This is a genomic window from Streptomyces gossypii, assembly GCF_025165795.1.
GTDB classification, from domain to species: Bacteria; Actinomycetota; Actinomycetes; order Streptomycetales; family Streptomycetaceae; genus Streptomyces; species Streptomyces gossypii.
Genome location: NZ_JAJAGO010000002.1, coordinates 348,455 through 373,679, shown reverse-complemented (window position 1 = coordinate 373,679; position 25,225 = coordinate 348,455). Strand labels below are relative to the sequence as shown.

Here is a 25,225-nt window from a genome sequence, read left to right as displayed (position 1 = left end):
GTCGGCCGTCAGGCCGCGACGAGGTACGAGAACACGCTCTCCAGGGACTCGTCCGAGGGCGAGACCGTGAGGAGCCGGATGCCGTGGTCGCGGGCGACGCGTGGCAGGAGTTCGGTGAAGCGGTTGAAGTCGACCGCCTGGATGCGCAGGGCCGCTTCGCTCAGGTCTACTTCGATCCCGGCCGTGGACGGGTCGGCGATGAGTGCGGCGGCCAGGGTCCGGTCGTCGCTGGAGCGCACGAGATAGCGGTGCGGCCGGTCCGTCATCAGGCGGCGGATCTTGCGGAAGTTGCCGCTGGCCGCATGCCGTCCGGCGACGATGACCTCGATGTGGGAGGCGAGTTGCTCGACCTCCTCGAGGATGTGCGAGGAGAAGAGGACGGTCCGGCCCTCCTCGCCCATCCTGCGCAGCAGGTCCATCAGATGCATGCGCTGGCGCGGGTCCATCCCGTTGAACGGCTCGTCCAGCAGCAGCACGGACGGGTCGTGGACGAGCGCGGAGGCCATCTTCACGCGCTGCCGCATGCCCTTGCTGTAGGTGGAGATGCGGCGGTCCTGGGCGTACTCCATCTCGACGGTGGCCAGCGCGCGCTGGGCGGCGGCACCCGGGTCGGGAAGGCCGTGCAGTTCGGCGTTGGCGAGCACGAACTCCGCGCCGTCGAGGAAGTCGTACATGCCCTCGCGCTCGGGGACCAGGCCGATCTGACGGTAGGCGCTCTCGTTGCGCCAGATCGGGGCGCCGTCGAGGGTGACGCTGCCGGTGGAGGGGGCGAGGAAGCCGCCCATCATGTGGATGAGCGTGGACTTCCCGGCGCCGTTGGGGCCCAGGAGTCCGGTGACGCCGGGGGTGATGTTCATGGTGATGTCGTTGACCGCCACGACGTTCCCGAACCAGCGGGAGGTGTGGTCGATGTGCAGGGTGGTCACAGCCCGGCCTTTCGGTAGCGGCGCAGGAGGAGGAGATACGAACCGGCGATCGCTGCGGCGATGACGAGCAGGTAGACGACGCCTTCGCCGCCGGTCAGTTGGCGTCCGCCGGGGAACTCCGTGGTCCCGCCGAGGAATTTGCCCTGGAGGCCGTCCATCAGGGTGCCGGGGGAGGCCAGCCCGAGCCAGCCGGTGGCGTCGATGCTGCCCTGCTCCTCCGCGATCGCCTGGAGCGCGCTGACCAGGGTGTACGGGATGGTGAAGACGGCGATGATGGCGGCGACCCCGAAGCCGCGGCGCGGGGTGAGCGCGGCGACGGCCAGGCCGATCGCCGCGTACAGCAGGGAGAAGGCGGCGGCGGCGAGCAGGCCCTGGGCGAAGCCCTTGGTCTGGTCGACGAAGTCGAGCTTGGCCAGCAGTGCGCCCGCGTAGAGGATCACGACGGGGACGGCGGTGAAGACGAACAGGGCCGAGGAGAGGGCGGTGAACTTCGCGCTCACGTAGTCGGCACGCTCGATGGGGCGGGAGAAGTAGAGCGGCACGATCTTGAACCGCAGGTCGAGGGAGACGGTCTGCGGGGCCACGGCCGCGATGAAGATGCTGATGACGGGCAGCAGGAAGCTCGCGTACGCGGTGTAGTCCACGGGCAGTTCGTCGAGCCCGGTCGTGACGGCGACGGCGACCATGATGGCGGCCGGAAGGCACATCACGGCGAACAGGATCATCGGCAGGACCTTGGACTTGGCCGAGCGGCCGAGTCCGTAGGCACCGCGCAGCGACTGCAGGAAGAGCGAGCGGCGCGCGTAGGCGCGGCCGAGACGGGGGCCGTCGTAGCTGCGGTAGCCGATGTTGTGGATGACGTCGGTGGCGCGGGACGCGACGGCCGGCGGGCTGGGCTCAGGCGACATCGTCGCTGCCCCCTTCCTGCGGGCGGGTCCCCGCGAGTTCGAGCTGCGGGGCGGGCGTGTCGTCCTGGAAGACCTCGGAGATGTGGTGCCTGCGGTGTTCCATCCGGATCAGGCCGAGCCCGAGGTCGGCGACGGCGTCACGGACCGTGTCGTGCACGGCGTCGGCCCCGGCGTCGGCGCCACCGGCCGCCCCCACGTCGACGAGGAGCAGGTGCCCGCTGCCGGGCGCGCCCGCCTCGGTGGGTGCCTGGAGGGTCAGTCCGGCGCTGGTCAGGGCGGTGCGCAGGGCGGCCGTGCCGTCGGGGTGGGTGTCGGTGTCGGTAACCTCCACGGCGAGCAGCGCGGCGTCCTGGGTGAAATCGGCGGTCGTCGAGGCGCGCAGCAGCTTTCCGCCGTCGATGACGACGACATGGTCGCAGGTGCGCTCCAGCTCGCCCAGAAGGTGCGAGGTGACGAGCACCGAGATGCCGAAGTCGGTGTAGACGCGGCGGATCAGGTCGAGCATGTCGTCACGGCCGACCGGGTCGAGGCCGTTCGTCGGCTCGTCGAGCAGCACCAGCCGGGGGTCGTGGACAAGCGCCTGGGCCAGCTTCACCCGCTGTTTCATGCCGGTCGAGTAGCCGCCCATGGCCCGGTAGCGCTCCTCGTAGAGGCCGACGTGGCGCAGGGTGTCGGCGGTGCGCTCGCGGGCGGCGGTGGGTGGCAGCCCGGACATCCGGGCCATATGGACGACGAACTCGGTCGCCGACACGTCCGGCGGCAGACAGTCGTGCTCCGGCATGTAGCCGACGCGTTCGCGGATGGCGCCGCCGTCGCGGGAGACGTCCATGCCGAGCACGGAGGCGGTCCCCTCGGTGGCGGGGGAGAGCCCGAGCAGAATCTTGATCAGGGTTGATTTGCCGGCGCCGTTGGCACCCACCAGGCCCGTCACGCCCGGTGTGATGTCCACGGTCAGCCGGTCGAGAGCGGTGACCCGGGGGTACCGCATGGTCAGGCTCTGGGTCGCGATCACAGTCACAGGAAGGAACGCTAGTGCGTTTGTGTACCGCCTCACGTCCCCCGGGGGGAGTGGATCCATGTCGTACCGGAGAGGGAGGCCCCCTTAGGGGCCCGGCACGATCGCCCTGTTACCCGGAGTATCCACAGGCTGTGCATCTCTCTTGACGGAGCCAACGGTCGTGATCAGAGTGAGGGGGCGAAAACCGACCGCAGAGGAGACTGTTCCATGCGCAGACGGCACTTCGTCACAGGATTAGCCGGTGCCACGGCGGGAGTGGGGCTCGGCGCGCTTCCGCTCGGTGCCTCGGCCGGCGCCTCGCCCGACAGCACCAGGGCAGGCGGCCCTGCCGGCTCCCCTGCCACGGCCACCGCCGGGCAGTGGCTCCAGAGCACCGCGCCGCCCGGCGCCGAGGCGTCCAGACTGCTCAAGGTAGCCGCCGCCGGGCCGGAACTCGCCTGGGCGGTGGGCGAGCAGGCCCGCGACGCCAGGACTCCGGGCCGTCCGCTGGCGCTCCGCTGGGACGGCACCGCCTGGAGCCACACCGACGTGACCCACCTCGGCATCACCGGATCGATCAGCGAAGTCTCCGGCATCGCCCCCGACGCGGCCTGGGCCGTCGCCGGGGACACCGGGGACGGCCCGCGCCACCTGCTCCGCTGGGACGGTACGACCTGGCAGGACACCGCGTTCCCCGGCAGCACCGACCCGGGCACCAGACTGCGCGCCCTCACCGTCGCGGAGGACGGGCGCGCCTGGGTCGCCGGTGTCCTCGGCGGCCGGGTGCGGCTTCTGCACTGGGACGGCGGTGTGTGGCGATGGCTGCCGCCCCTTCCCGAGGGCACCCCCGTCCCGTGGAACGCGCATCTGGCGGCGGACGGCTCGGTCTGGGTCTCGGGTGACGGCATCGCCCGCTGGGACCACAAGGAGTGGACGGTCCTGCCCGCCCCCGGCGGTATCCGTCAGACCCTCGTCGACCTGCTGCCCGTGGCGGCCGACGACGCGTGGGCGGTGGGCGCCGCGTTCGGCGTCGGCGGGCCGCCGGGCAAGCCGCCGGGTGTCGTCCTGCTCCGCTGGAACGGCACCGCATGGGTGTCCCAGCAGGGACTTCCGTTCAGCGTGGGTGCGCTGAACTCCGTCGTCGGCGACGCCGACGGAAACCCCGCCCTGATCGCGGGCTGGGACTTCTGGGACGGCACCCGCACGCACTACCTGCGGCGCGACGGCGACGGCTGGAGCAGCGAGCGCGGTCCGCTGGCGACGGGCGAGACGCCGATGATGCTCGACCTCGCGGCGGTCCCCGGCACCGAAGCGGTCTGGTCCGTCGGCGCGAACACCCGCTACTCCACCACCCCGCCTGCCCGACTGCGCATCGAGCACTACGGCTAGGGTCTCTCGTTTGGATCACGCTGGCTCGGTGAGCGGGGTCTGGTGGTGGCGTCGCAAGGCGTCTCCCCAGGCCCGCAGGGCCGAGGGGACGCGTGCCAGGGCACGCGAACCCCGCCTGAAGGCGGCGCCGGAGCCCTCACGCTGTGGAGAACGGGCACAACTTATCCACAGGAAGCACGTTCGTACGGGTATACAAGGTGAGAAACGGCTGTGGAAAAGTCGAGGCGGACCTCCGTAGCCCTTCCGTGGCCCTTCCATGGCCCTAGCCCGGCGAAAACCATGTGCCGCCGCCCGCCATGCCCGGCACCCTGTGGCCATGGACGCCAACCGTGACGTACGGATCTCCAAGTACCTCGCCAGGCACCTGCGGCACGATCCCGGCCGGATCGGGATCGTGCTGGACGAGCACGGCTGGGTGCCGGTCGAGGAGTTGCTGCGGGCCGCCGAGGCGCACGGTTTCCGCTTCAGCCGGGAGGAGCTGACGGAGGTCGTCGCCTCCAACGACAAGCGGCGCTACGCGCTGGACCAGGAGCGGGACCGCATCCGCGCCAGCCAGGGCCACTCGGTCGAGGTGGACCTCGGCCTTCCGGCCGTGACACCGCCGCCCTGGCTCTACCACGGCACAGTCGGCAGACATCTGGCCGCGATCCGCGCGGAGGGGCTGCGGCCGATGAACCGGCACGCGGTGCACCTGTCGTCCGACCGGGAGACCGCGCTGCGCGTCGGGGCGCGGCGCGGCAGACCGGTGGTGCTGTCGGTGGAGGCCGGAGCGATGCACGCCGGAGGTCACGCGTTCCGGGTGAGCGCGAACGGCGTCTGGCTGGCCGGGGAGGTACCGCCGTCCTACCTCCGCTTCCCCGACGGCAGGGGCCGGTGATGTCCGCGTCGCACGATCCCGTCCTGCTCGACGTCACCCGCTGAGGGCCGCTGCCGATAGGCTGCCTCCTCGAAGCAGTCAGCGGACGTGAAGGAATACGGGGACGTACGTTGCCGATCATCGTGGCCACGCTCATCCGGGCCCTGCGCGGGCGGGTGCGCGGCTGGCGGGCCGCCGTCACCATCGCCCTGTTCGTCTTCGTCACCAGCTGGCTGGCGATGTGGCTGGTGGAGCCGGACTCGAACGGGATCACCGAGCCGCAGAACTACTGGTGGTGGTTCCTGGTCACCGGCTCGACCGTAGGCTACGGCGACTACTTCCCGGAGTCGGGCGCCGGCCACGTCGTCGGCGCCTATGTCATCGTCGGCGGCATCGGCACGCTGACCATCCTGTTCACCGAACTCGCCTCGCACATCCAGGCCGTGAAGGGTAAGCGCATGAAGGGCGTCCTCGACCTCGACCTCAGCGGCCACATCGTCATCCTCGGCTACACCCCGGGCCGGACCGAGCGCCTCGTCCGCGCGCTCCAGCTCGAAGCCCGCACCGACTTGGTGCTGTGCGCCTGGGAGGAGACCCCAGAGCACCCGATGCCGGAGGAGCAGAAGGTCCTGTTCGTACGAGGTGATCTCGCCGCCGTCGAAGTGCTCGGCAGGGCGTGCGTGGACCGGGCCGCCACCGTCCTGATCGACGGCCGGGACGACAACGAGGCGCTGACCCTCGCCGTCGCCGTCGACCACCTGCAACCCGACGTCCATCTGGTGGCCGCGCTGCGCGACATGAGCCAGAGCAGGCAGCTGCGCTATGTGAACCCCCGGGTCCAGTGCGTCCAGTGGCACATGCCGGACCTGCTGACCGAGGAGGTCCTGGATCCCGGCATCACCGAGGTCTACATGGACCTGATGCAGAACACCACCGGCAGCAACACCTACTCGATGCGGCTGCCCGCATCCCTGGCGGGCCGCCCCTTCGGCGAGTGCCAGACCCTCTTCGGCCGGGACTTCGGCGCCACGGTGCTCGCCGTACGCCACCACGACAGCCTGGTGGTCGGTCCGTCCTGGGAAACCCCGATGGAGCCGGACACGGTGCTCTACTACATGTCGGGCCGCCGCATCGAAACGGCCGACCTTCCTTGAACCGTTCAACGCAGGGCTGAACGCAGCCCCGCCCCTACGCTGACAGCGGACACGGCGGGCCAGGGCCGCCCTGAACCGCACGGCACCGGAACCGCCCCTGCCCGCACTCCACGACACGTGGTGACCGTGACCTGCCCGTAAGCGGAATCTGCTTGCCACGGGCACATGCGCCCTGGGCTCCCGCTCGGCCCCGGCGAAGGTGCGAGATCAGCTGTTCCTATGTCCGGGTACGTCATACGATTCCTGATGTCACCCCCGCAGTTGCCCGCGACGCGAGCCTCGGGAGTGCCTTCACATGCCGATGAGCCAAGCCGGTCCGCCGCTGAAGTCGTGGCCTGACCGTCTCCCCTGTCCGGGTGCTCCTCACGGCTTCCCCCGCATCCACCTCCTCGACGAACAGCGCACGCACCGTGTCTTCCGGCAGGAACCACAGCTGTGGCCGCGCCCTCGGTCACACGCCGGCATACCCACAAGGAGACGACCCGTGATCGAAACGCTGGACGCCGTCGAACGCACCTCCCTGCTCACCGCCGCCCTGCGAGCGGCCGAGACGCGCCGCCCGGACCGCATCTACGAGGACCCGTACGCGGCCATGCTCTGCGGAGACGTCGGCCCGTCGCTGCTGGCGGAGATGCGCGCCGCCATCGCACCGCCGAGCGGCACGCCTCGGACCCTGCCCAGCAGCCCCGACTACAACGCGATCCGCACCCGGCTGTTCGACGACTTCCTCCAGGAGGCCGCCCGTACGGAGGGGATGCACCAGATCGTGCTGGCCCCGGCGGGCATGGACTCACGGGCCTACCGCCTCGACTGGCCCGACGGGCTGCGCTACTTCGAGATCGACCGCCCCGCCGTGCTGGGCTACAAGCAGGACCGTCTCGCGGACGTCACCCCCCGCGTGGACCACCGCACCGTTCCCGTGGATCTCACCTCGCCCACCTGGGAGGAAGACCTCCTCGCCGCCGGGTACGACCCCAAGGCTCCCTCGACCTGGCTCCTGGAGGGGCTGCTCTACTACCTGACGGAAGCCGACACCCACCACGTCCTGCGGCGGGTGGCCGCCATCACGGCACCCGGCAGCCGCATCGCCGCCGACATGGTCAACTCGGCGGCACTGACCCTGACCTACCTGCGGCCGGTGCTCGACCTCTTCTCCCGCTGGGGCTGCCCCTGGCTGTTCGGCACCGACGAGCCCGAAGCGCTGTTCGACCGCTTCGGGTTCTCGGCCGAGGCGGTACAACCCGGTCAGCCGGGCGCCGACTTCGGACGCTGGCCGGACCCGGTGCCTCCCGCGCACGAGCGGGACGTCCGCAGAGTCTTCTTCGTGCGCGGAGAGCGCCGCTGACCGCCAGGCGTAACCAAGGGTGGCTGTCCGGGGTGAGGCCGGACAGCCACCGTCAGCTGGTCAGTGGAGGGCGAGTTCTGGAAGGAAGAGCGTGCCTCGCTTCAGCCGAGCTGAGCGAGGGCCTCCGTGGCGATCTCCTCGAAGACCGCCTCCTGGTAGTCGAAGACGGAGCCGGGAACCGGCGCGTGGAGGACGATCTCGGTGATGCCGCGATCCCGGTGGCTGCCCGCGAAGTCCACGAAGGCGTCGACGGAATCGAGCGGCCGGTCCGGAGTGAAGCCGGTCAGCAGACTCTTCTCCAACTCCGCCGGATCCCGCCCGATCTCCCCGCACATCTCACCCAGGCGGTCCACCTGGCGGCCGACGGCGGCGAGGGACTCGGCGGGCGTGCCGGCCGAGTTGACCTTGGAGTCGCCCGTGGTCACCCACGCCTGCCCATGACGGGCGGCGAGCCGCAGTCCGCGCGGGCCGGTCGCGGCGACGGCGAAAGGCAGCCGGGGGCGCTGGACGCAGCCGGGGATGTTGCGGACCTCGTCGGCGGAGTAGAAGGTGCCGGCGTGGCTGACGACGTCCTCGCGCAGCAGGCGGTCGAGGAGCGGCACGAACTCGCCGAAGCGGTCGGCGCGCTCGCGTGGCGTCCACGGCTCCTGGCCCAGAGCGGTCGCGTCGAAGCCGCTGCCACCCGCGCCGATGCCAAGTGTTATCCGTCCGCCGGAGATGTCGTCGAGCGAGATCAGTTCCTTGGCGAGCGTCACGGGGTGGCGGAAGTTGGGCGACGTGACGAGCGTTCCCAGGCGGATGCGCCCGGTGACGGCAGCGGCGGCGGTCAGCGTGGGGAGGGCACCGAACCAGGGTCCGTCACGGAAGGTGCGCCAGGAAAGGTGGTCGTAGGTGTACGCCGTGTGGAAGCCGAGTTCCTCTGCGCGCTGCCATGCGGCACGGCCGTCTTCGTGCCAGCGGCGGTACGGCAGGATCACGGTGCTCAGGCGCAGACTCATGCCTCAGAGCCTACGGCCGTGGTCCCAAGGTGTGAGCCGGGCACGTTCGCCGCGGTGTTCCGGGCCGTCACAGCCCCCGCTCCCCCTTGGGCCGTACGGGGTGCGCGCGTAGCGCGCTGGGGCACCTCCGGCGCTTGGGGCCGTTGGTAGCGGATGATCGGCCTGGCCTCCCCCGGTGCGCCGGGGTGGGGCGTCGGCGCGTAGGAGTGCGGGAGGTCGTGGTGGCAGCGCATCCGGTGATCGGGTATCTCGTCTGGGCGGTTCTCTTCGGTGCCCTGTTCACCTGGGAGGGCATCTCACTGATCCGGACGGGTGACGGTTTTCCCACGCTCAGCGAGGCCGTCGCCGGTGTCATGCGCTATCCGGCGGGCCGGTGGGCGCTGTTCGCGGTGTGGTTGTGGTTCGGCTGGCACACCTTCGTACGGGGCTGGCACTTCCTGCTCCGGGACGCCTCTTGACCGCCGGGGCCGCAGGGGCCGCCGGGGCGCCCGGACGGTCGCGGTCGTGCTCCCCACGCCGCTGAACGTCACGCTCATGGTGACCGGCTATCTGCTGGTCATGGGCTATCTGGCGCTCGGCCTGCGCATCCTGCGGCGCGCGCCCCGAGCACGGCCGCGGGAAGGATCGCGGGGGTGGCCCGGTCTGCTGCGCCGGGTTCTGGGCACCGTGACCGGTGGCTCTCTGCTGCTGCTGGTGGTCATCGTCGCCTACTACCACGGTGTGGCCCGCCTGGGCGGCCGGTTCCTGGCGAGCGCGTTCACCGGTAGCGCCACCCTGCTGGGCGTCACGCTGCCGGTGTACTTCCTAACGTCCTGGGCGGTCGTACGCCGACAGCGGCGGCGGGGCCCGGCGGGCGGTCAGCGGTGACCGACCGCTGACCGCCGGGCAGGCCCGCCGCCGCCCGCCCTTACGACCTGCTGCTCGCGCCGACGTGGGCGGGGCCGGTGCGGGTGAGGCCCGCGACGACGTTGGCTATCAGGATCTGTCCGGCGTCGTCAGCCGTCGTCATGATCGACTCGGGGTGGAACTGGACGCCGGCCAGGGGGAGGTCGCGGTGCTCGATGCCCATCACCGTGCCGTCCGGGGTGCGGGCCGTCACCTCGAACACGTCGGGCAGCGTTGCCGGTTCGGCGTGGAGGGAGTGGTAGCGCCCGGCCTGTATCCGCTCGGGGAGGTTCTTGAACACCGTGCCGCCGCCGTCGACGACGCTGACGGTCGAGGGCTTGCCGTGTACGGGCAGCGGCAGGGTGCCGAGCGTCCCGCCGAAGTGCTCCACCAGCCCCTGGAGGCCCAGGCAGACGCCGAAGACGGGCAGCCCGCGCTCCAGCGCCGCGTCCAGCAGCCGGGAGGTGCCGAAGTCCGCCGGACGGCCCGGACCGGGGGAGAGGACCAGCAGGTCGGGCGCGGCGCTGTCGAGCAGCGCCGGAGGGAATCCGGCCCGGTGGGTGACGACCTCGGCCCCGGCCCGGCGGAAGTAGTCGGCGAGCGTGTGGACGAAGGAGTCCTGGTGGTCGACGAGCAGCACCCGGCGCCCGCGCCCCGCCTCCCGGGCGGACGGCGCACCGTACAGCGCGGGGGACGGCCTGGCGGACTGCCCGGCGAAGGGCCGGTGCCGGTCGCCGCCTCCGGTGTTCTCCACGGCTTCCAGCAGCGCGAACGCCTTGAGCAGCGTCTCGTGCTCCTCCGCCTCCGGATCGGAGTCGAACAGCAGGGTGGCCCCCGCGCGTACGGTGGCGACGCCGTCGCGGATCTGGATGGTGCGCAGGGTGAGTGCGGTCTCCAGTCCTCCGTCGAAGCCGATCCGGCCGACGGCCCCGCCGTACCAGCGTCTCGGGCTGCGTTCGTGCTCCTCGATGAAGGAGATGGCGGCCCGCTTGGGCGCCCCGGTGACGGTGACGGCCCACATGTGGGTGAGGAAGGCGTCCAGCGCGTCACGGTCGGGGCGCAGCCGCCCGCGTACGTGGTCGACGGTGTGGATGAGGGTCGAGTACAGCTCGATCTGGCGGCGCGCGAGCAGTTCGACGCTGCCGGGCAGGCAGACGCGGGCCTTGTCGTTGCGGTCCACGTCCGTGCACATCGTCAGTTCCGACTCCTCCTTGCGGGAGTCGAGCAGCGTGCGGATCTGCTCGGCGTCCTCCAGGGGGTTGCGGCCACGGACGATGGTGCCGCTGATCGGGCATGACTCGACGGTGCCGCGGGCGGGGTCGACACGGACGAACATCTCCGGTGACGCCCCGACGAGGTGCTCGCCGTCCGCCAGGTTCATGAGCAGGCCGTAGGGGGCCGGGTTGCGGTCGCGGAGCCTGCGGAAGACGTCGGCGGGCGGCGAGTCGCCCGCCCGGTGGAAGCTCTGGCCCGGTACGGCTTCGAACATCTCGCCGTCGTGGAAGCGCTGCTGGGCATGGCGGACCAGTTGCGCGTACTCGCCGGGCGCGTGGTCGCGGTACACGGCCGGCTCGGCGGCCGGGCCGTACGGCGCGGCGGGGGTGGTGCGCTCCAGGCCGGTGGTGGCGCGGCCGTCGTAGCTGAAGTCGTAGGTGTGGCGTACGGCGGTGCCGTACTGCCGGTCGATGTGCAGGAGGCTGTCGGGCAGGTGCAGGACCATGGTGCGGTCGCGCGGGTCGCGGTCCTGGTGGAGCGGCACGGGGTCGAACTTCAGGACCAGGTCGTAGCCGAACGCTCCGTACAGCCCCCAGAGCGGGTCCTCCGGGCCGGCGAAGCCCGCGAGGACGATGCGCAGCAGGTTGAGGACGGACGGGCGGCGCGTGCGGTCCTCCTCCGCGAGGGGCAGCTCGCTGTGGTCGACGTCCACGGTGATGACGTCGTCGGCCGTGTCGAGCAGCGCCCCGTACGGGAGGAGTACGGCGGCGAGGGCGGGGAGCAGCACGCGGCCCCGCCCGTTCAGTGCGGTCACCCGCAGCTGGTTCTCGGTGGCGGTCAGCTCGACGGGCGGGTCGGCGTAGCCGAGGTCGTAGGGGCGGTAGCGGCCGGGCTGCTCGGAGCGCCCGGACATCAGCAGTCCGCGGTGGGTGTCGAGCGCGCTCTCCAGCCGGGCGAGTTCCGCGTCGGCGGAGTCCGGGTCCATGGGCTCCGACAGACGTGTCACCTCCACCCCGGCCGGGGTGGTCCACCGACGTGTCTTGGACGTCATCGTGTAATCCTTCTGCGTCGTTCGAGTACCGGGCAGTGCGGCAGCGGCTCAGAGACGCGCCAGGGGAGCGAGGCGCAGGCGGACGGGGGGCCTGGAGAACGTGCCTGGAGTCGGTGCCTGGAGTCGGTGCCTAGGGCGTGTTTGAGAAGTAGCGCCGGCCGCCCGGAGGGCGGGTCTCGCGGGGTCTGGGGCGTGCGATCGCAAGGCGGAGGGAGGAGAGCGCAGCGGGCTGCGCCGACGACGGACAACGCAGCGAGCGTGCGTGCCAGACCCCGCGAGACAGGCGGGACTTCTCAAACACGCCCTAGACGCCGAGGTCGTGGCCGATCAGTTCCTTCATGATCTCGTTGGTGCCGCCGTAGATCGGGTGCACCCGGTTGTCGACGAAGGCGCGGGCGACCGGCGTCTCGCGCATGAAGCCGTATCCGCCGTGCAGTTGCACGCAGCGGTCGAGGACGCGCCGCTGGACGTCGGTGCACCACCACTTGGCCTTTGCGGCGGCAACTGCATCGAGCCTTCCCGCATTGTGTTCGGCAATTGCCCGGTCGACATAGGTGCGGGTGACATCCAGTTCCGTCGCCATTTCGGCGAGCTCGAAGCGGATGTGCTGGAATGCGCCGATCGGCTGCCCGAACGCGCTGCGGCTCTTGCAGTACTCCAGCGTCTGGGCGAACGCGGTCTCGGCGGCGGCCACGGCGTAGGCGGCGATGCCGAGCCGCTCCTGCGGCAGGTTGTTGGCGAGGTGGAGGAAGGCACGGCCCGCCCGGCCCAGCAGGTTGGCGGCCGGGACCCGGACGTCGTCGAAGAACAGTTCGGCGGTGTCCTGGGCCGCCATGCCGATCTTCTCCAGCTTGGCGCCGCGGGTGAAGCCGGGCATGCCGCGCTCGACGACGAGCAGGCTCAGTCCCCGCGATCCCGCGCCCGTGCCGGTCCTGGCCACCACGATGACCAGGTCGGCGTGGATGCCGTTGGTGATGAACGTCTTGGCGCCGTTGAGGACATAGCTGTCGCCGTCCTGGCGTGCGGTGGTGCGGATCGCCTGGAGGTCGCTGCCGGCCTCCGGCTCGGTGATCGCGATGGCGGAGATCAGCTCGCCGGAGCAGAAGCCGGGCAGCCAGCGCTGCTTCTGCTCTGCGGTGGCGAGTTCCAGCAGGTAGGGGGCTACCACGTCGTTGTGCAGCGCGAAGCCGACGCCGGTGGCGCCGACACGCATGATCTCCTCGCTGATGATCGCCTGGTAGCGGAAGTCCCATACGCCTCCGCCGCCGTACTCCTCGGCCACGTCGATGCCGAGCAGGCCGAGCTTGCCCGCGGTACGCCAGACCTCGCGGTCGACGAGCCCCGCGCGCTCCCACTCGGCGTGGTGGGGCACGATCTCCCGCTCGACGAAGTCGCGCACCATGTCCCGGAACGCCAGGTGCTCCGGCTCCAGTTCGCTCTCACGCATCGCCGCCTCCTCCGCGGTGGATGATCTGCTCGACGGTGCCGGTGCAGGTGCGCGTGCCGTCCTGGACGAAGCGCACCTCGGCGACCGCGATCCGGGTCGAGCAGCTGATCAGTTCGGTCTCGATGAAGACGGGCCCCGGCAGGAGCGGCGCGTGGTACTGCACGGAGAGCCCGGCGGTGAGGAATCCCGTGCCGTCGGGGATCGCCGAGAGCATCACCAGCCCGGCGAAGTGATCGGTGAGGTTCGCTATCCAGCCTCCGAAGACGACTCCGGGGGTGAGGGTGAGCGACTCGTCGAACTCCGTCTCGCAGCTGATCAGGCCCGGGAGCCAGGAGGTGGCGGGCGGCAGGCGGAGGGTGTGCGCGGCGGGCGGCGGGGCCACGGTGCCGTTGGCCAGACCGGCCAGCATGCGGCGGCCGCGGGTGTCGGCGTCGGACGGCGCCAGCCCGCGCAGCCGGGGCCGCGCGGGCGCTTGCGCGGCAGGCGCGGCAGGCGCGGCAGTGACAGCAGCAGGGGCGGCAACCGGGACAGCAGCAGGGACGGCAGCAGCCGCAGCCGAAGACGACGGCGCAGGGGAGGGCGGGGCAGGGGACAGCGTGCTTTCGACCATGGTGGCTTCTCCGCTTTTCCAGAAGGACGGACCGCCGGACGTGGCGGGTGACGACCTCCCCCGCGACAGGGCGTGGTTCAGGGACCGACGACGACGATGGAGCGAAAGTGCAGGGCGTCGCGAGCCCGCGCCCTGTCGCGGGGGAGGTCGTACGGCCCGCCGCCGCACCAGGGGCCTGGGGTCGTGTCCCGGGCGCGGCGGCGGACTGGTTTCAGAGGGAGGCAGGCGTACCGTCCGCCTCTCGCCCCCGGCCCAGGTCGATGACCGAGCCGATGTCGCGGCGGCGGAACTCCATCTCGCGTTCGGTCAGGGCGTCGACGGCGGCCTTGTCGTCCAGCTCCCGCAGCGCGACCTCGTCCACCTCCTGGAAGCCCAGCACGCCCATCTTCTGCAGCGCGTCCTGCACGCGCGGCCCGAACATGTTGATCTCCTTGAGCCCCGGGACGATCCGCATGAAGACGAGGCGGCGGAACTCGCGCTTGGCGGGCGAGCGTCGGGACGCCTTGATCGCCTCTTCGCCGTAGCCGAGGGTGTTCCAGATGTCGTCGTCCACATAGCGGTCGCGCAGCGCCCAGCAGCCCTCGACGACGAAGTCCTCGCGCTCGCGCAGCTCCGACTCGCTCAGCTGCGGATAGAACTCGCGCAGCAGGAGCCGTCCGAAGGCCACGTGGCGCGCCTCGTCGCGGGCCACATAGGCGCTGAACGAGCGGGCCAGCGGGTCCTTCAGGCGCTCGCGGTGAACGCCGAAGGTGGCCAGGCCCATGTTCTCCACGAGGATGTGCGCCGCGAGCACGCCGAAGTCCCAGCGCGGTTCGCGCATCGCGTGCTCGAACATCGCGGCGATCGACGGGGACAGCCCGTAGCGCAGGCCGATCTTGGTGTGCAGGAAGCGGTTGAACCCCTCGACGTGGCGCGCCTCGTCCATCAGTTGGGTGGCCGCGTAGAGCTTGGAGTCCAGGTCGTCCACCGCGAGCAGGATCTTGCCCACGGCGATCAGGGCTGCCTGCTCGGAGTGGAGGAACTGCGAGTACAGCCAGCCGCTGCTGTGCCGGCGGATGTTGCGCCGTTCCTCATCGGGCAGCCGGTCCCAGAGCTTGGATCCGGCGATGGAGATGAAGTCGTCCGGCAGGCCGAGCGGGTCGTCGGGGTCCACTTCGTGGTCCCAGTCGAGACGCTCGTCCATGTCCCACTGGCGCTGCTTGCCCTGCTTGTACAGGCGCACCATCTTATCGTTGCGCTGGTCGTAGTCCCACTGGATGACGGCGTTGCCGTGGATCGGGACGGCCCACTCGCCCGCCAGCGCGGTCAGCACCTCCGGCTTTGTGTAGTCCATCGTGGTCATGTGGTCTGCTCCCTCTCGGTGATGAGCTGGTGTGCCCGGTCCCGCAGTGGAGCCCGCAGCGCCTTGCCGGACGGGTTGCGCGGGACGACGTCCAGCGGCAGGAAATGGCTGGGGCGCTTGTAGGCGGCCAGCTCCGCGACACACAGTCCGAGCAGCTCCGCCTCGTCGAACTGTTCGGGTGAGACGGGCTGGACGAAGGCCACCGGGGTCTGTCCCCAGAGCTCGGAGGCCAGCGGTACGACGACGACGTCGGCGACGTGTGGTGACTGCCTCAGGACGTGCTCGATCTCGGCCGGGTAGACGTTCTGGCCGCCGCGCAGGATGAGGTCGTTGCGCCGGTCGACCACCCACACCCGGCCGTACGTGTCGAAGCAGCCCAGGTCGTGGGTGTTGAGCCAGCCGTCGCGCAGCACCTCGGCGGCGGCTTCGGTGTTCTTCCAGTAGCCCTGCATCAGGCCGTCGCCCGCCACGTGGAGTTCGCCGATGGCGCCCTCCGCGACATCGTTGCCCTGGCGGTCGGTGATCCGCAGTCCGGCACCGAGCATCGGGACCCCGATGCAGACCGCGCCGGGTACGGGCGGCTCCCCGACTACCGTGTTCGGACGCAGCGTCAGCACCGGGCCCCCGCCCTCGGTGATGCCGAAGATCGTCTGCAGTTCGGCGCCGAGCTTGTCGCGCGCTTCCCGCGCCAGCGCCTCGGGCATCGGCGCCGCCCCGTGCAGCAGCAGCCGCAGCGCGCTGACGTCGGTGGTGGCCAGGCTCTTGGCCTCCAGCACCAGCCGGACCATGGAGGGCACCAGGAAGGCGTGCTCGATCTTCCACTTCTCCAGTGCGGCCAGTGCGCCCTGCGGCGTGAAGCGGTCCAGTACGCAGACGGTGCCCGCCGCCGCGAGATGGTCCAGGGCGATCACCACACTGCCGTGGAAGAGCGGGCCCGCGTTGAGGAACGGCGTGCCGGGCTCCGGCCGTACGTCGGCCAGCCAGGACAGGGCGTTGGCCTGCAGCGAACGCTGGTCCACCACGACGCCCTTGGCCCGGCCCGTGGTGGCGGAGGTGTGCAGGATCATGACCGGCTCGGTCAGGGAGCCGCCCCAGTGCTCGCCGTCGCCCGAGGCGGCGCTCCTGGCTGCCTCCTGCGCGGCGTCCTGCGCGGCGTCCTCCGCGGAGGACGCCAGTTCGGCGACGCTGCCGAGGTCCGTACGCGGCAGGTCCGGGTAGAGCGCGCTCACCCGTGCGAGGCCCGCGTCGTCCGCCATGGCGGCGGACGGTTCCACGGAGTCGACGATGCGGGTGAGTTCCGGGTCGGTGAGCGCCGGGTTGACGGGCACCGCGACCAGGCCGGCCGCGGCGCACGCGATATAGGTCTCCAGGACCTCGACCCGGTTGCCGCTGAGGACGAGGACCCGGCTGCCCGCGGTGGCGTCCCGCCGCAGCAGGGAGGCCAGTGCCCGCACGTCGCGGTCCAGCTGCCGCCAGCTGACGTCGCGGCGGCTGTCACGCAGGGCGAGGGCGTCGGGGTCGTGGTCGAGTCCCCGGCGTAGCACGTGCGTGAGCCACATGTCAGTCCGCTCCGTTCTGGAGGAGTTCGGCGACCGCGTTCACGGAGGTGAGTCCGAGGAGTTCCTCGTCCCCCAGCGGCCTGCCGAGGTGGTCCTCCAGTCGCAGCGCGAGCTTGATCAGTTCGCCGGAGTTGACGCCCGCCCCCGCGAGGTCGGCGTCGTCAACGACGCGGTCGAGCAGGGCGGGGTGGTCCAGGCTTTCCCGTACGAGGGTCCGCGCGACGCTCATGAGGACCTCCCGGGGCGGGCGCTGACGCCGACCATCGCCCAGTAGGGGGCCGGTTCGCCGTCGAAGTAGACGAGCGGGTCGGCGGTTTCCGTGCGGCAGGGGAGCAGCCGGTTGAAGCGGCCGCCGTAGCAGGCGCGCGCGAACTCCGGGGATTCGGCGACGCCGCGCTCGTCTCCGACGGTGGCGACGAAGGCGAACACCGGGTCGAGTGACTTGTGCACTCCGTCCTCGACCACCTCGCACCAGGCGTGGTCGCTGCCGAAGAGTCCGAGCAGGTAGCCGCGCCGGGCGCGTGCCTCCAGCCCGGCCGCGCGCAGCCGCTCGGCGAGGAGCCGTGCGGCGACCACGCAGTCGGCGATGCCCATCTCCCAGGCCCGGTTGTGGTCGGCGCGCAGCGTCTCGGGCACCGTCTGGTAGTTGACGCGGCGGGAGGCGAACGCGTCGACGACCTCCTCCCACACCTCATGGATGCGCGGGTCGCGCACCGTCTGGTCCGCGCCGGTCAGCCGTACTTCCGCCTGGTAGCCGGAGGTCTTCAGCCCGGTGTCGGGGAGCGGCTCGGAGAGCAGCTCCACGCCGGGAGCGCTCAGGTCGGGCAACCGGACGGTCACCTCGATCTGGTCGCCGCCGCCTTTCGCGTCCTCGCCGTCCCCGCCGGCCGTACGGGCGGGGTGGACGCCGATCTGCCAGTCGCGGGGCGCGTACCAGCTGCTGCGGGAGGAGGCGGCGAAGCGCATCAGGAAGCGCAGCCCGAGCTCGGGCACCGTCTGGCCGGTGCCGCAGAACATCCCGACGTTCATCAGGTCGTCGTAGTCGAAGAGGGGGCCGCGCTCGGAGTCGATCCGGTGCGGCAGGCCCTCGTCGGCGAGCCGGTGAACCTGCCCGAGTTCGGCGCGCAGGGCGCGCGTCGCGGTCTCGGCGTCCGTGTCGTAGCGTCCGATGTCCCCGGGCACGGTGGTGAACCGGCCGAGTGCGCCCAGCAGCGCGTCGGAGGCTGCGGTGTCCACTGTCATACGGAGGTGCCCTCCCGTTCCAGCGAGGCGACGAATTCGGCGAGTTCGTTCACCGTCGCCGTCTCGAAGAGGAAGTCGTCGGGGATGACGACCCCGCACTCGTCCTCGATGTCGGTGATCGCGCGCAGTGCCTTCACCGACTCGATGCCGGGGATCGCCGAGAGCGGCTTGGCGGTGTCGACGTCGGCTGCGGAGACGCCGGCCTGCTCTGCCAGGGCTCGTACGACGATGTCCAGGGTCTTGGTGGCGCTCACGTGTGCTGTCCTTCCGGTGCGGCGGAAACGGGGTTGGTCTGGCGGCGGTAGAGGTCGAGGGCGCCGGAGCGCTTGACCTTGCCGGAGCTGGTGAAGGGAAGCGTCTGCGGGGAGACGGAGACCGTCTCGACGGCGCCGAGCCCGAGGTGTTCGGACAGCCGCCGCCGGATGGCCTCGCCGACGGCGGTGGCGGTGTCCGGGTCGAGCTTGGTCTCCCAGAGCACGACCATCCGCTCCTCTCCGTCGTCGTCCCAGGCGAAGGCGGCACAGTGCCGGCGGTCCACTCCGGGGGTGTCCTTGACGATCTCCTCGACGTCCTCGGCGTAGTAGTTCTGGCCGCGGACGACCGCCATCGCCTTGAGGCGGCCGACGACGTAGAGCTCGTCGTCGTGCAGGAAGCCGATGTCGCCGGTGCGGAGCAGTCCGTCCGGTGTGAAGGGCTGTTCCGCCTCGGGGATGCCGAGGTAGCCGGAGGTGACGGGGTCGCCGCCGATCTGCACCTCGCCGACGGTTCCGGCGTCGTACGGTGCGCCTTCCGCGTCGCCGATCCGGACCTTCAGCCCCGCGACGGGGGGCCCGCAGGAGACGACGGAGCGGGAGGTGAGGCCGTCTCCGGCCGCCTCCTTCACCTTGTCGCCGACGGACAGGCTCGCCCGGTCCAGCGTCAGGCTGCGGTACCCGGTGAGGGGGACGCCGCTGCTGACGATGAGTGTCGCCTCGGCGAGCCCGTAGTTGGGCTGGACCACCCGGGGCCGCAGGCCGTAGGGCTCGAAGGTCCGCTGGAACTCCTCCAGGCTGCTGCGGCGCACCGGCTCGGAGCCGTTGCCGCCGTACCGCCAGGCGGACAGGTCGAGATCGTCGGGGATGCCCTTGGCGGCGGCGGCGATCAGGTAGTCGTAGAAGAAGTTCGGGGCCGGCAGGATCGTCGCCCTGGAGGCGGCGAACTCGCTGAGCCACTTCATGGGACGCCGCACGAAGTCGCCCGGCTGCCACAGGTGCAGGGGCGTGCCCTGGCGCACCGAGGCGAGCATGGTGAACAGGCCCATGTCGTGGAAGAGCGGCAGCCACTGGCCGAGCCCGTCCTCCGCCGTCCAGCGGGTGCCGTCCTCGATGGAGACGAGGCCGGCGGAGACGTTGTCATGGGTGACGACGACGCCCTTGGGCGCGGAGGTGCTGCCCGAGGTGTACTGGATGACGGCGGGAGCGGAGCCGCCGCCGGTGACGGGGGGCAGTTCGACCGCCTCGTGCGGCGGTTCGGCGATGTCGATGAACGGCAGGTGCGGTACGGCGGCGGCGACGCGGGCCACGATGCGGCTGCCCAGGCTGCCGTCGATGAGGAGGGCGTCCAGTGAGGCGTCGTCGGCGATCCGCCGCACGTGGGCGGCGTAGGCGTCCGCTCCGCCGAAGGCCACCGGCAGCGCCAGCGGCACGGCTGCGGCGTCGAGGCGGAAGAGGGTGAGCAGGCCGCGCACCCACGGTTCGCCGTTGGCCATCAGGAGGCCGACGCGGCGCGGCTTGCGGCCGTCGCAGGCGGCGATGACGGCGCCCGCGGTGCGCTCGGCGCGTGCGAAGAGGGCGGGTCCGGAGACCGGCTCCTCCTGGCGCGAGGGGGTGTGCAGCACGGTGCCGTCGTGCACGGCGGCGGCGAGCTCGTTCCACAGCTGAACCATGTCGTCAGCTCTCCTTCCCGAGGGAGGTGCGCTGGATACGGCTGGCGAGCCGGTCGCGGAGCACCGCGCGGCGGACCTTGTACGAGCCGGTGACCGGCATCGCCTCCCACTCCCAGAAGCGCACCTGGAGGCCGTCCAGCCCGACCTCCGCGGCGGCGGCGTGGAACCGCTCCGGGTCGGGCATGCTGCCCGGCCGGGGGCAGGCGACCGCGAAGACGGTGCTGTCCGGGGAGTCGTCGGCCTTGACCAGGACCAGTTCGACCAGCTCGGGCAGCGCCTCCAGGAGGCTGTCCTCCTTCTCCAGCAGGCTGCCGACGCCGTCGACGTGCTCGACGATGCGGTCGAGGAGCTCCAGCGAGCCGTCGTCGAGCTGGCGGCCGATGTCGCCCATGGGCCACCAGGAGTCGTCCGCGGGCATGGGGTCGCCGCCGACGTAGCCGCGCATCCGGCCCAGCGACCGGGTCTCGATGAAGCCGGGCGTGTTCGCGGGCTGCGGCTCGCCCTTCTCGTCGACGATGCGGATCTCCATGCCGCCGCCGGCGTGGCCGACGTTGCGCGGCGAGTAGTCGGAGGACTCCTCGCGGGTCACGATGCGCAGGCAGATCGGGCCGGACTCGGTCTGTCCGTACGCCTCGAAGTAGTGGGCGCCGGGGTGGTCGGAGGCGGCCAGCAGGGAGCGCACGGTGCGCGGGTGCATCGCGTCGAAGGTGCTGATGAACCGCTCGACGCCGGAGAAGGGGCGGTCCGGGTCCGCGGCGAGCGGCTCCCACTGGATGTAGACGTTCGGGTGGGTCTCCACCGAGGTCGGGCGGTGCTCCAGCATCAGCTTCTTGACGTGCGCCGGGTCGGGGTCGGCGATGGCCAGTGCGGGCATCCCGGTCTCCAGCGAGGCGAGCATGCCGGCGCAGGTGCGGGCGTGCACGAAGGAGAGGTGCTTGGCGTTCAGGTCGGACGGCGTGTACTGGTCCCGGAAGATCATGATCATCGGGGCGACCATGCCGAACAGCGAACGGGTCGAGTGCGCGGCCATCTTCGGTGTTCCGGTGGTGCCCGAGGAGTGGGTGATGACGAACCACTCGTCCTCGTCACGCGGGTCGGCGGTGTGCGGCAGCCGCTCCTGGACCGGCACCACCCAGGACTCCTCCGTCTCCTCCAGGCACAGGACGTTGCGGGTCAGCAGCCGCAGCGCGCGCCGCGATCCGGCCAGCCGGGAGAGGCCGAGCGAGTCGACGAGCAGGTAGGGGTTCTCCAGGCGGGCGAAGCACTCGAGGAGTTCACCGACCTCCATGGAGGAGGACAGCAGCGCCGGCAGCGCGCCGATCTTGCCGAGCCCGCACATCACGGCCTCGACCTCGATGTGGTTGCGCTGGACGACCGCGACCATGTCGCCGCGGCGGATCCCCGCAGCCCAGAACCGGTCCGCGTAGTCGTCGACGGCCAGCGCGAACTCGGCGAAGTTACGTACCGGGCCGTCGTAGGTGCGCCAGGCCGTGTCGGAGAGGAAGGGAGTGTCGGGATGCTTCTCCGCGGCGATGGCCGGGAGAACGCCCAGGGATGCGGTGGGCTGCGGTATGTCGTCGAGATTGAGTGCGGACACGTCGGGCATACGTCTTCGTTCCCTCTGCTCGGCCGGGACGGTTCTTTCGGGCAGCACGAATGCAGCCCTGCGGGTGTGGGGGATCGTGAGAGCTCTCCAGACATTCGCGGATGTTCCCTCGCGCAAATCAAACGCTTGAGCGCATCCGACATCACATAAGAGCCCGCACTCGGTCCGCATACTCCACCGGAATCCGAGAATCTTGTGGAACGCATGATTCCGGACCGGAAGGGGGAGGCCTGTGCCTCGCCCCTTCCGGCCCGGTGCCCTGGGCGGCCCCGTCAGCCGCCGCTGGAGAAGAGCTCGCGCGCGGCGGCGGCAACCACCCGGGGACGCTCTTCGTGCAGGTAGTGGCCACAATCGGGCACCACCTCGACGCGCATCCGCGGCGCCCGGCGCTCGTCCACCGACAGCACACTCGGCGGCAGCATGAAGTCCTTCTCGCCCGCCAGGATCACGGTCGGGGTGTCAAGTGACAGTTTCTTGTAAGTGCCGAGTAGCAGCTTCGCGATGTCCCGCACGGCGAAAGCACGGTGCAGCGCCTCCGCCGCCCGCGCCCGAGCGGGCTCCTGGCTGGAGCGCACGAACTCGGTCATCGCCGCCGGCTCCCACACCGCCTTCTCCACGACGCCCTTGCGCATCAGGTAGCGGGTGAAGCCGGGCCGGTTGCGCACCACCCAGCGGCCGAGCAGCGGCTGTTCGAGCAGCGCGGTGTACCAGAAGCGCCAGGACTGCGGCATCAGCCGCCGGTGCAGCGGCCAGGGGTGGAGCATGTTCAGTGCGAGGAAGTGGCTGAACCGGCCGGGGGCCCGCAGGCAGAGCTGGAAGCCCGTCCAGGCCCCCCAGTCGTGCCCGATCAAGCGGACCTGGTCCAGGCCCAGTTCGTCCATCAGCGCGAGCACGTCCGCCACCCGGCTGTCGGTGTCGTACCCCTTGCCCGGTGCGTCCGACCAGCCGAAACCGCGCAGGTCAACGCAGATCAGCCGGTATTCGCCGGAAAGCAGCGGAATCAGCCGCCGCCACCCGTACCAGTGCTGGGGGAAGCCGTGCAGCAGCACCACCGGCTCGCCCTCCCCCGCCTCCGCGATGTGCAGCCGCACGCCACGGACCTTTGCGTAGTGGTGCCGGACGCCATCCAGCTCGGGCATGGACGGCTCGGGCGTGGACGGCTCCTGGCTCGGCATTGAGCGCTCCCTGGGGGTTCGGCTGGGGGTGTCAGGTGTGTCGGTCGTCGTGTCAGGAGTCGGCCGGCACCCCAGAAGTTCCCTACGAGATCCGCGGAATTCGCGGGAACGTTTGCCGGGACCCTCTTCTCCTGACCCTCCAACGGCTCGCTGAAGCCGCTGAGTCGATACCGGAGGAGAAGAAGACTGTGAGAAGCAGGCGAGGTCTCGCCGAGGCCGCCGGGTCCTGGAGCGCCACCCACAGATGGGCGGCGGTGCTCCTGTGGCTGGCGTTCGTCGCCATGACGACCGTGCTCGGGAGTTCCGTCACGACAGCCGAGCCGACTCCGGCCGAGCTGACCAACGGCGAGGCCCGGCACGCGGAAGAGATCCTGGAGCAGGCCGGGCTGGAACTCCCGGCGCACGAGGTCGTGTTCGTCCACAGCGACGAGGCGACCGCCGACTCGGCGCGCTTCCGTGCCGCCGTCACCGACGTGGTGAAGCGGATCGAGGCCACGGGCGAGGTGCGCGACATCGTGTCGCCGCTCGACGACTCGGCCGGAAAGCCGGCGATCTCCGGGGACGGACACTCCGCACTCGTCCAGTTCGACATGGCGGCGGGCACCGTGGAGGCAAAGGAGAAGGTACAGCCCGTACTCGACGCCGTCGCGAAGGTGGACGACGCCCACAAGGGCCTGACCGTCGAGCAGTTCGGCGAGGCGTCCTTCACCCACGCCTATGACGAGAAGCTGCACACCGACTACACGAGCGCGGAGTACATCTCCTTCCCGGTGACGCTCGGCATCCTGCTGGTTGCCTTCGGCGCACTCGTCGCCGCACTGCTGCCCGTGGTGCTCGCACTGACCGCGGTCGTCGCCGCGAGCGGCCTGCTGGCGCTCAGCAGCCAGCTGGTGCACGTCGACCAGAACGGCAGCTCGGTGATGTCGCTGATCGGCATCGCGGTCGGCGTCGACTACTCGCTCTTCTACATCCGCCGGGTACGCGAGGAACGGGCCCGCGGCGACTCGACGAAGGCCGCCGTGACCGCCGCAGCTGCCACCTCGGGCCGCTCGGTCATCGTCTCGGGCATCACCGTGATCGTCTCCCTGGCCGGGCTGTACCTCTCCGGCAACGGCATCTTCTACGGCATGGCGACGGCGACGATCCTCGTGGTGGCCGTCGCGGTACTGGGTTCGGTGACGGTGCTGCCCGCCCTCCTCTCCCTGCTGGGCGACCGCATCGAGAAGGGCCGGGTGCCGCTGCTGCGGCGGATGCGGCAGCAGCGGGCCCTCAAGCGGATGAGCGCGGACGGCGGTACGAACGCAACGACCGCGACGACCCCTGACGGGTCGGCGAACACCGCAGGGGACGGCGGCGGTTGGGGCCGGATCCTCGGCACGGTGCTGCGCCGCCCCGTCGTCTCACTCCTGGTGTGCGGCGGCGCGCTGGTCGCCCTGGTGATACCGGCCTTCTCGCTGCACACCTCCGACCCCGGCGTGAGCGACCTGCCGACCGACAGCCTGCCCGCCCTGCAGACCTACGAACGCATCCAGGAGTCGTTCCCCGGCTCGCCCACCCCGGCCAAGGTCGTGGTCCGGGCCGACGACCTGGAAGGCGCCGAGGGCCGCAACGCCCTGGAGCGCTTCCGCTCGGCGAGCAGTTCGACCTCGGGCATCAGCGGCCCGGTCACCTTCCACACCTCGGCCGACGGCACGGTGGGCGTCGCGACGATCGGCCTGGCGGGCACGGGCACCGACGAGCGCTCCGTACGCGCACTGGAGACCCTGCGCGAGGAGGTCGTACCGGACACCTTCGCGCGCGTCCCCGGCGCCGACGTCGCCGTCGGCGGCACCACGGCGGCGTCCGTCGACACCAACGAGCATCTCTCGGGCTCCGCCCCGTGGGTCGCCGGATTCGTGCTGCTCTTCACCTTCGGCGTGATGCTCTTCTCGTTCCGGTCGCTGGTGATAGCCGGATTCACCCTGGTGCTCAACCTGCTCTCGGTGGGCGCTGCTTACGGCATCGTCGTCGTCGTCTTCCAGTACGGCTGGGGCGAGGGCCCGCTCGGCTTCACCAGCACCGGCGGCATCGCCTCCTGGGTGCCGCTGTTCATGTTCGTCTTCCTCTTCGGCTTGTCGATGGACTACCACGTCTTCGTCGTCAGCCGCATCCGTGAGGGCCACGACCGCGGGCTGACGACGGACAAGGCGATCGAGTACGGCGTGCGGAGCACGGCCGGCGCGGTCACCGGCGCCGCGGTCGTCATGGTCGCCGTGGCCGGGGTCTTCGGCATGATGCCGCAGCTGTCCATGAAGGAGTCGGGCGTCGGCATGGCCACGGCCGTCCTCGTGGACGCGACGCTGATCCGGGTCGTCCTGCTGCCCGCCACGATGAAGCTCCTCGGCGAATGGAACTGGTACGTGCCCAACTGGCTGCGCTGGCTGCCGCGCGGGTTCACCGAGCCGGTGTCCGGCGGCCTGCCCGGCGAGGACACGCCGGGGCCGGACGAGAAGGAGGTAGCCGAGGCGGAGAGCCTCGGAGCGGGGGTCGGCACCCGCACCTGAGGCCCCGGGCCCGTACGCACGATGCCGCCGGCTGCGGACAGTCCGGCGGCATC

The 25,225-nt window shown here is 71.0% G+C and carries 22 protein-coding genes; 7 read left to right on the top strand and 15 right to left on the bottom strand.

The features are described from left to right. Positions 1-8: 8 nt before the first annotated feature. From LHJ74_RS05170 to LHJ74_RS05160, 3 genes are read right to left on the bottom strand one after another with little or no spacing between them, the layout of a single operon-like run. On the bottom strand, positions 9-926 hold the full coding sequence (locus tag LHJ74_RS05170; RefSeq protein WP_260216305.1) for an ABC transporter ATP-binding protein: 918 nt from the start codon (positions 924-926) through the stop codon (positions 9-11). Further along, positions 923-1,834 (bottom strand): ABC transporter permease, encoded by a 912-nt coding sequence (locus LHJ74_RS05165; RefSeq protein ID WP_260216304.1) that lies wholly within the window; start codon positions 1,832-1,834, stop codon positions 923-925. The genes LHJ74_RS05170 and LHJ74_RS05165 overlap by 4 nt, the downstream gene beginning before the upstream one ends. Continuing rightward, complete coding sequence (locus LHJ74_RS05160) at positions 1,824-2,852, bottom strand: ABC transporter ATP-binding protein (protein WP_260216303.1); 1,029 nt, start codon at positions 2,850-2,852, stop codon at positions 1,824-1,826. The genes LHJ74_RS05165 and LHJ74_RS05160 overlap by 11 nt, the downstream gene beginning before the upstream one ends. A gap of 207 nt (positions 2,853-3,059) precedes the next feature. Between LHJ74_RS05160 and LHJ74_RS05155 the strand changes: the two genes are divergently transcribed. From LHJ74_RS05155 to LHJ74_RS05140, 4 genes are all read left to right on the top strand, one after another. After that, positions 3,060-4,220, top strand: a complete 1,161-nt coding sequence (locus LHJ74_RS05155) for an NHL repeat-containing protein (RefSeq protein ID WP_260216302.1) — start codon at positions 3,060-3,062, stop codon at positions 4,218-4,220. Between the two features lie 316 nt (positions 4,221-4,536). After that, positions 4,537-5,097: an RNA 2'-phosphotransferase gene (locus LHJ74_RS05150; protein ID WP_260216301.1), complete on the top strand. Its 561-nt coding sequence runs from the start codon at positions 4,537-4,539 to the stop codon at positions 5,095-5,097. Positions 5,098-5,207: 110 nt separating this feature from the next. Continuing rightward, positions 5,208-6,230 carry an ion channel gene (locus LHJ74_RS05145; RefSeq protein WP_260216300.1) on the top strand — a complete coding sequence of 341 codons (1,023 nt, stop codon included), beginning with the start codon at positions 5,208-5,210 and terminating at the stop codon, positions 6,228-6,230. 484 nt (positions 6,231-6,714) lie between these two features. Continuing rightward, a complete protein-coding gene (locus tag LHJ74_RS05140; RefSeq protein WP_260216299.1) occupies positions 6,715-7,575 on the top strand; it encodes an SAM-dependent methyltransferase in 861 nt (286 codons plus the stop codon). A 101-nt stretch (positions 7,576-7,676) separates the two neighbouring features. Here the strand turns inward: LHJ74_RS05140 and LHJ74_RS05135 are convergent, their stop codons facing one another. Continuing rightward, positions 7,677-8,573: an LLM class flavin-dependent oxidoreductase gene (locus LHJ74_RS05135; RefSeq protein ID WP_260216298.1), complete on the bottom strand. Its 897-nt coding sequence runs from the start codon at positions 8,571-8,573 to the stop codon at positions 7,677-7,679. Between the two features lie 221 nt (positions 8,574-8,794). Here LHJ74_RS05135 and LHJ74_RS05130 point away from each other — a divergent pair, with 221 nt between their 5' ends. Then, entirely contained in the window at positions 8,795-9,031 is a 237-nt protein-coding gene (locus LHJ74_RS05130; protein WP_260216297.1) for a DUF6186 family protein, read from the top strand. Between the two features lie 46 nt (positions 9,032-9,077). After that, positions 9,078-9,440 (top strand): DUF6256 family protein, encoded by a 363-nt coding sequence (locus LHJ74_RS05125; RefSeq protein WP_260216296.1) that lies wholly within the window; start codon positions 9,078-9,080, stop codon positions 9,438-9,440. 40 nt (positions 9,441-9,480) lie between these two features. On the opposite strand, the gene LHJ74_RS05120 is transcribed toward LHJ74_RS05125, so the two are convergent. The 11 genes from LHJ74_RS05120 to LHJ74_RS05070 form a co-directional block, all read right to left on the bottom strand. Beyond that, positions 9,481-11,724 carry an anthranilate synthase component I gene (locus LHJ74_RS05120; RefSeq protein ID WP_260216295.1) on the bottom strand — a complete coding sequence of 748 codons (2,244 nt, stop codon included), beginning with the start codon at positions 11,722-11,724 and terminating at the stop codon, positions 9,481-9,483. Positions 11,725-12,028: 304 nt separating this feature from the next. Then, the gene (locus LHJ74_RS05115) at positions 12,029-13,171 is read right to left on the bottom strand and encodes an acyl-CoA dehydrogenase family protein (protein ID WP_260216294.1); all 1,143 of its coding nucleotides are present in this window, start codon (positions 13,169-13,171) and stop codon (positions 12,029-12,031) included. Continuing rightward, on the bottom strand, positions 13,164-13,781 hold the full coding sequence (locus tag LHJ74_RS05110; protein WP_260216293.1) for a PaaI family thioesterase: 618 nt from the start codon (positions 13,779-13,781) through the stop codon (positions 13,164-13,166). Before LHJ74_RS05110 ends, LHJ74_RS05115 begins: the two co-directional genes overlap by 8 nt. A gap of 211 nt (positions 13,782-13,992) precedes the next feature. Beyond that, entirely contained in the window at positions 13,993-15,123 is a 1,131-nt protein-coding gene (locus tag LHJ74_RS05105) for a diiron oxygenase (RefSeq protein ID WP_260216292.1), read from the bottom strand. Then, positions 15,120-16,682 carry a class I adenylate-forming enzyme family protein gene (locus tag LHJ74_RS05100; protein ID WP_260216291.1) on the bottom strand — a complete coding sequence of 521 codons (1,563 nt, stop codon included), beginning with the start codon at positions 16,680-16,682 and terminating at the stop codon, positions 15,120-15,122. The genes LHJ74_RS05105 and LHJ74_RS05100 overlap by 4 nt, the downstream gene beginning before the upstream one ends. Position 16,683: 1 nt before the next feature. Further along, on the bottom strand, positions 16,684-16,911 hold the full coding sequence (locus LHJ74_RS05095; RefSeq protein ID WP_260216290.1) for an acyl carrier protein: 228 nt from the start codon (positions 16,909-16,911) through the stop codon (positions 16,684-16,686). Then, positions 16,908-17,924: a transglutaminase-like domain-containing protein gene (locus tag LHJ74_RS05090; protein WP_260216289.1), complete on the bottom strand. Its 1,017-nt coding sequence runs from the start codon at positions 17,922-17,924 to the stop codon at positions 16,908-16,910. The genes LHJ74_RS05095 and LHJ74_RS05090 overlap by 4 nt, the downstream gene beginning before the upstream one ends. Then, positions 17,921-18,178, bottom strand: a complete 258-nt coding sequence (locus LHJ74_RS05085) for an acyl carrier protein (protein ID WP_260216288.1) — start codon at positions 18,176-18,178, stop codon at positions 17,921-17,923. Before LHJ74_RS05085 ends, LHJ74_RS05090 begins: the two co-directional genes overlap by 4 nt. Continuing rightward, on the bottom strand, positions 18,175-19,848 hold the full coding sequence (locus tag LHJ74_RS05080) for an AMP-binding protein (RefSeq protein ID WP_260216287.1): 1,674 nt from the start codon (positions 19,846-19,848) through the stop codon (positions 18,175-18,177). The genes LHJ74_RS05085 and LHJ74_RS05080 overlap by 4 nt, the downstream gene beginning before the upstream one ends. Positions 19,849-19,852: 4 nt before the next feature. After that, positions 19,853-21,454 carry a class I adenylate-forming enzyme family protein gene (locus tag LHJ74_RS05075; RefSeq protein ID WP_260216286.1) on the bottom strand — a complete coding sequence of 534 codons (1,602 nt, stop codon included), beginning with the start codon at positions 21,452-21,454 and terminating at the stop codon, positions 19,853-19,855. A gap of 272 nt (positions 21,455-21,726) precedes the next feature. Continuing rightward, positions 21,727-22,629 carry an alpha/beta fold hydrolase gene (locus LHJ74_RS05070; protein WP_260216285.1) on the bottom strand — a complete coding sequence of 301 codons (903 nt, stop codon included), beginning with the start codon at positions 22,627-22,629 and terminating at the stop codon, positions 21,727-21,729. A 188-nt stretch (positions 22,630-22,817) separates the two neighbouring features. Here LHJ74_RS05070 and LHJ74_RS05065 point away from each other — a divergent pair, with 188 nt between their 5' ends. Then, positions 22,818-25,172, top strand: coding sequence for an MMPL family transporter (locus LHJ74_RS05065; protein ID WP_260216284.1), 2,355 nt, complete (start codon positions 22,818-22,820; stop codon positions 25,170-25,172). Positions 25,173-25,225: the final 53 nt, after the last annotated feature.